General features: G+C 34.9%; 7 protein-coding genes and 1 pseudogene. 6 read left to right on the forward strand and 2 right to left on the reverse strand.

The genetic code is table 11. The annotated features are described in order from the left end of the window. The 3 genes and pseudogenes from HUN22_RS15355 to HUN22_RS15365 form a co-directional block, all read left to right on the forward strand. A pseudogene (locus HUN22_RS15355) lies at positions 1-276 on the forward strand (hypothetical protein); the annotation flags it as partial. 188 nt (positions 277-464) lie between these two features. Then, positions 465-665 (forward strand): hypothetical protein, encoded by a 201-nt coding sequence (locus tag HUN22_RS15360; protein WP_174731105.1) that lies wholly within the window; start codon positions 465-467, stop codon positions 663-665. 168 nt (positions 666-833) lie between these two features. Next, positions 834-1,409 carry a lysozyme gene (locus HUN22_RS15365; protein ID WP_174731108.1) on the forward strand — a complete coding sequence of 192 codons (576 nt, stop codon included), beginning with the start codon at positions 834-836 and terminating at the stop codon, positions 1,407-1,409. 85 nt (positions 1,410-1,494) lie between these two features. Here HUN22_RS15365 and HUN22_RS15370 read toward each other — a convergent pair whose 3' ends face one another. Continuing rightward, on the reverse strand, positions 1,495-1,911 hold the full coding sequence (locus tag HUN22_RS15370) for a carboxymuconolactone decarboxylase family protein (RefSeq protein WP_174731123.1): 417 nt from the start codon (positions 1,909-1,911) through the stop codon (positions 1,495-1,497). 111 nt (positions 1,912-2,022) lie between these two features. On the opposite strand from HUN22_RS15370, the gene HUN22_RS15375 reads away from it, so the two are divergent. Beyond that, a complete protein-coding gene (locus HUN22_RS15375; protein ID WP_174731111.1) occupies positions 2,023-2,337 on the forward strand; it encodes a winged helix-turn-helix transcriptional regulator in 315 nt (104 codons plus the stop codon). A gap of 475 nt (positions 2,338-2,812) precedes the next feature. On the opposite strand, the gene HUN22_RS15380 is transcribed toward HUN22_RS15375, so the two are convergent. Then, positions 2,813-3,667 (reverse strand): DMT family transporter, encoded by an 855-nt coding sequence (locus tag HUN22_RS15380; RefSeq protein WP_174731114.1) that lies wholly within the window; start codon positions 3,665-3,667, stop codon positions 2,813-2,815. Positions 3,668-3,985: 318 nt separating this feature from the next. Here HUN22_RS15380 and HUN22_RS15385 point away from each other — a divergent pair, with 318 nt between their 5' ends. Together HUN22_RS15385 and HUN22_RS15390 are read left to right on the forward strand one after the other, a co-directional pair. Next, positions 3,986-4,855, forward strand: coding sequence for a LysR family transcriptional regulator (locus HUN22_RS15385; protein ID WP_174731117.1), 870 nt, complete (start codon positions 3,986-3,988; stop codon positions 4,853-4,855). A 189-nt stretch (positions 4,856-5,044) separates the two neighbouring features. Beyond that, the gene (locus tag HUN22_RS15390) at positions 5,045-5,176 is read left to right on the forward strand and encodes a hypothetical protein (protein ID WP_174731120.1); all 132 of its coding nucleotides are present in this window, start codon (positions 5,045-5,047) and stop codon (positions 5,174-5,176) included. Positions 5,177-5,334 lie beyond the last annotated feature (158 nt).

A 5,334-nucleotide genomic window follows, 5' to 3' on the forward strand; every position in this document is an offset into this window, starting at 1 on the left:
AGTCAACACTGCTCGGTCAAAATTGATTTTAGCCTTATACCTAAGTTTGAAAATGAAGGTGAGTTTATTTTATGGCTTGCTGGATTTGTTGAAAGAGTTACTGAAGGAGGAAAACCTAAATTCCCTCCAATTTCACAGTTGATACCTCAAGGTTTTAGTATGGGGAACGAAAGTACCCCAGTAACTACGTTACCTGTCAAAGAAGAAAATGCAGAAATGATTGTTAATTATTTTAAATCAGATGATTACCTTAAAAATAGTAAATTACCTACTTAAAATATTTAAAAAGAATTAATGTTGTTTGATTTCTCCATAACAAGATTTTATTAACCGCCTTTTGGGGCGGTTTTTTATATAAATGTATCTTAAAGTGTCTGTTACACAAATGATGATTGTTTAGGGTTGAATGTATTTCTTAATTATTTAAGCATGGAATAACACTAGTTAATTCGAGGATAACTTTCATGATAGATGAAGAAAAACCCTTAAATTTTGACGACGATGAACAACCTCTTGATTTTGCAGATGAAGAATTTATCGATGATAAAAAAGAGGATGAGTTATATAACAGCATTACCAAAGATGGCTCTAGTGTCGATCCGGCTGACGATGGTGAGCGTCATATTCGTCCTGAAGATGGCGATCCGATTGAAGTCGAACAATAAATCATAGCCCAATTTAATATTGGGCATTCTAAATTTTTGAGTATTTGATCGAGGTTTAACAAGTCTGAGTGGTTGATAATTCTTTTTCCCAAAAAATTAGAACTAAACAATGAGACTCGAGATATGTGGCTATATATTTATACACAAAATAAGAGAACAGGGCTTTAAATGCAAAAAATATTGGATTATCTCCTGAAGATCTTTACAGCTAAGTCTAGACCAAATGACGTTACAAATCGCCATATTGCTACAGCAACTGATCATGGCACTGCGGAAATTGGTTTTGCAGTTGATGAGATGATTCTTAGTTTGGAGGGAATAAATCATATTTGTAATTTTGAAGGATTACGTCTAAAGGCCTATGACGATGGTACAGGCATCTGGAGTATTGGTTATGGTACAACCCGATATCCTGATGGTTCAAGTGTTAGAAAAGGTGATACATGTACTCTTGAGCAAGCCAAAGCATATATGCAGCATGATTTGAAAATATTTGAACGTGCTGTAAATAGCGCTGTAAAAGTTCCTTTAAACCAAAATCAATTTGATGCATTAGTATCTCTAACATACAACATTGGGGTAGGTGCCTTTAAAAAATCGACCTTACTAAAGAAGTTAAACTCAGGAGATTACAAAGAGGCTGCAAATCAGTTTGATGTATGGGTAAACGCAGGAGGTAAGCGTTTATCGGGATTGGTTAGACGCCGTGCCATGGAAAAGAAATTATTTTTATCGTCAGAATAGTACTTTCAATTTTTATTAAACTTTGTCAAAAATTCATGAAAAAGCCCCGAATAATCAGGGCTTTTTCATATGGAAATTGAATGGATTAACTTTTATCCCCTAAGGTGATTCTGAGCCTGTTTAATGCTCCCATAAGTGAAATACTGGTCGTCAACTCTACAATCTCTCGTTCATTAAAATACTCTGCTAAGTGAACTTTTACAGTCTCAATTTTTTCAGATAGAAAGGTGACTGCTTCTGCAAGTTCGAGAGCAAGAAGTTGTTTCTGAGAAAAAACATTCGAGTGTTTATAGCCCGGAATTTTATCAATCACTTCTTGGCTCATTCCCATGTCTCTTAATTCCTGTGCATGAAAAGCACAGCAGTAAGCACAGCCATTGATTTGGGATACATACAATTCAGCTAAAGCAACTATTTGAGGATCAATTCCTGAGCTTCGAATTGATGCATGTGCTAAGTACAAATGATTAATCGTCTTTTTAGCAATTTCTTTATATTCCATCATAGTAGGCCGTTCTTTACGTGATAAAAAATTATTATTGATTACTTGGTATAGATTGTAAATTAGGCACTATTTTGTTATATAGGTATATTTTTTATACTTGATTAGACAATGAAAGATAATATTTCTGGCTGTTCTGTAGAAGAGGCAATGACAGTATTGGGTGGCCGCTGGAGAATGTTAATTATTTCATTTCTCATCGAGAGACCTATGCGTTTTAATGAACTAAGACGAGCAATTCCTAATATTTCTCAAAGAATGTTAACTTTGGAATTACGTTTTCTCGAAGAAGAAGGATTTATTAATAGGGAGGTTTTTGCGGAAGTTCCCGTTAAAGTTGAGTATTCTTTAACTGAAGATGGTAAGAAATTAAACGGCTTGGTTGATATGCTAAAAGAAGTAGGAGCTTGGTTAAAAGCGAGATAGTGCAGTTTATTTTATAGTTTTACTGACTTTGTTTTTTTTAAAGTCACGCTGAGAACCATATGTCATCATTTTGATAGGATCATTTATATAAGTTTTAGACATAAAAAAGCCTGATGCTACGAATCAGGCTTCAGTATTCATCAACAAAAGGAGTTGATCAACAAGACCAATCTAACAGACCTGCTCAGTAAAGGCAAACCGAGGGTTGAATTGCTGAGTCAGATAAAAGTAATTTCCCTAAATTATGCGCATTAAAAAAGCCCTTGCTCGAAAGCGAAGGGCTTAGTCATTCATTGATCTACCAATGAACTATATAAGGCTCATCTCATACTAAGAGCAGTATATCTGAAATTCGAGCGACAGAGAAGAAAACCGTTGTAATGTTCATTTGATAATTTCATACTTATTGCTATGTTCTGTTAATGAACCGAATAACTTATTTGAAATGCTATATGAAGCCTTTACTTTCTTAAATTTAAGTTTTTTTAAATACAAGCATTAAGCCTATTAAAATTGCAATCATTCCTAATAAACCAGCGATGGGTAGCTTATTGCCTAAAATGAGAAAGTCTAAAAGTGCAGTCACAACAGGGACTAAATAGAACAGGCTAGTAACATTTACAATATTTCCCTGATTTAATAGCCGATAAAGCAAAAGCTGAGCAACGACAGAAATTAAAATACCAAGAAATAGAATTGAAATGATCAATTGTGAATTCCACACAACTTCAAAATGTTCAAAAGGAACAAACAATATGCACACGATAAGGGTGATTAAATATTGAAGGGGAAGGACATCTGTGGGTGGCTGCTGAATATTCTTTTGCATGATTGACCCAAATGTCATACATAAAAGAGCAGCTAGGGCAAATAACATTCCAACCGGAGCAATAAAAGAAGTTGTTAAGCTCTTCCATACCAACAGGATGAGTCCAGCTAAAGCGATACATAGCCCCAGAAGACGTTCCTTTTTCAAATTTTTTTCGATAAGGCAAAGAGTAAGGATTGGTTGTATACCCATAATCGTAGCAATCAGGCCAGGTGTAACTCCATGGGCCATAGCTTTAAAGTAGCAGATTGAATAACCAGCAATAAGAAGGAGTCCACTAAGAAGAACTTGTTTTCTCGTACCATGTTTCGGTAATAATTTTTGTCTAAAAACAGCGAGAACAATTAGAATGATTAAAGCGATAGAAAAGCGAAGAATTAAGAATGCGATTGGAGAAGAATTATCGAGTCCCCATCGAGTAAAAATTGCAGCACTTCCCCACAGTAAGACAAAAGCTGAAGTTGCACTTTGTGAGGCGAGCAACCCTTTATTTAGGCGCATTAGAATCCCTCCTAGTTATAATTTCTAAGAAATATAAATTGATAAAGTTATTAAGAAATGCTGCCATTTAAGCTCTTATTTTATTAAGCTAATAAGAACAAAATGCCATGACTTCGAATGATAATAAGAACTGGTTAAATAGCTGCTAATTTAGAATTAAGAGCATAGCCATAAAGATCACTATTCAAATTGCAGATATCCTCTCTTTAAAAATGTATTGTTTGAGCTTTCCTGATTTTTAGTATGAGAGAGATAACAAATAAACAAAAGCGCATAATTCTTTTATATACTATTTGAAAATCGAATAGATAAATCGTAATGAATTTAAAAAATTTACAGATTGATTGGCTAAAATGTTTTGTCACGGTGGTAGATACAGGCTCATTGTCTAATGCAGCACCTGAATTATATCGATCTCAATCTGCTGTAAGCATGCAACTGAAAAAATTAGAAGAAACTCTCCAGTGTCAACTTTTAATACGAACACACCGACAAATTGAGTTAACGTCGCAAGGACAACTACTTTTAGGTTATGCACGCCGTATTCTTGATTTACATGCTGAAGCTCAAATGGCATTTCACGGAGATGAACTGAAAGGACGTATACGCCTTGGTGTACCCGATGATTACGCTGCAAAATATTTAACACCTGTACTTAAGCGCTTTGCGCCACGTTACGGAGGTGTTGAAATCGAATTGATCTGTGAGCAGTCTACTTCCTTAATACCTCGAGTAGAAAGTGGTGATATAGACTTGGCCTTAATCTCAAGAGATAACGCTCGTCAAGGAACACTTTTATTTCATGAACCGATGGTGTGGGTTGGTTCTCCACAGTTTGAACTTTGGCGAGAAGACCCACTTCCAATTGCAGTTTACGAAAGTACCAGTCAAGCCAAGAAGAGTGCTATCAATTCCTTGGCATTACAAGGGCGCCGTTATCGTGTGGTATACAATAGCTCAAGTTTAGCTGGTCAAATTGCAGCAGTTGAAAGTGGTTTAGCAATTGCCGTGTTTACACAGTGTAGTGCACCCGAACATTTAACGATATTGGGGGCTGATCATGGGCTCGGACCTTTAGAACCTATGGAGACAGCTGTCTATCGGAGTAGAACATCTTTAGAGTCGAAAGCTGTAGATCACTTATACGACTTACTCATAAAGACGCTTAGGCACTCAGTAAATATTTAATCTTTTTTCAACTCATAACGTAGATTTTACTATTTGATAGTAAAATTGGAGGATATATTTAAACTTAAAACCAAATAGCTTTACATTTTTTTGTTAAATGTACAAAAAAGTCTAGAAACGTATGCTGATCGTAAAACTAATAAAAAGTATTTATTAACTCATCAATCTAAACAATTCATGAGGTGAAACATGATAAAAATTATAGCGACCTTGGGTTTAGCCGCCATTATTTCTTTAAGTGTGAGTGCTTGCCAAGGAGAAAATGATACAAAACAGCAAGATAAAACTACGACTCCTCATTCAATAGATAAAGATTCATAGTTTATATGAATGCTCAAGCCCATCTTACGATGGGCTTTTTTTATATCTTTTATTTTTTACCAAAGCGTGATTTGTAACTCAAAATATTTATTTTTAATGGCACCGTTCAAAATATGTTGACTAATATGCTAGGTTTTAAATATATTTAAATCTGACAC

The organism is Acinetobacter lactucae (genome assembly GCF_013344765.1).
GTDB lineage: Bacteria > Pseudomonadota > Gammaproteobacteria > Pseudomonadales > Moraxellaceae > Acinetobacter > Acinetobacter lactucae_A.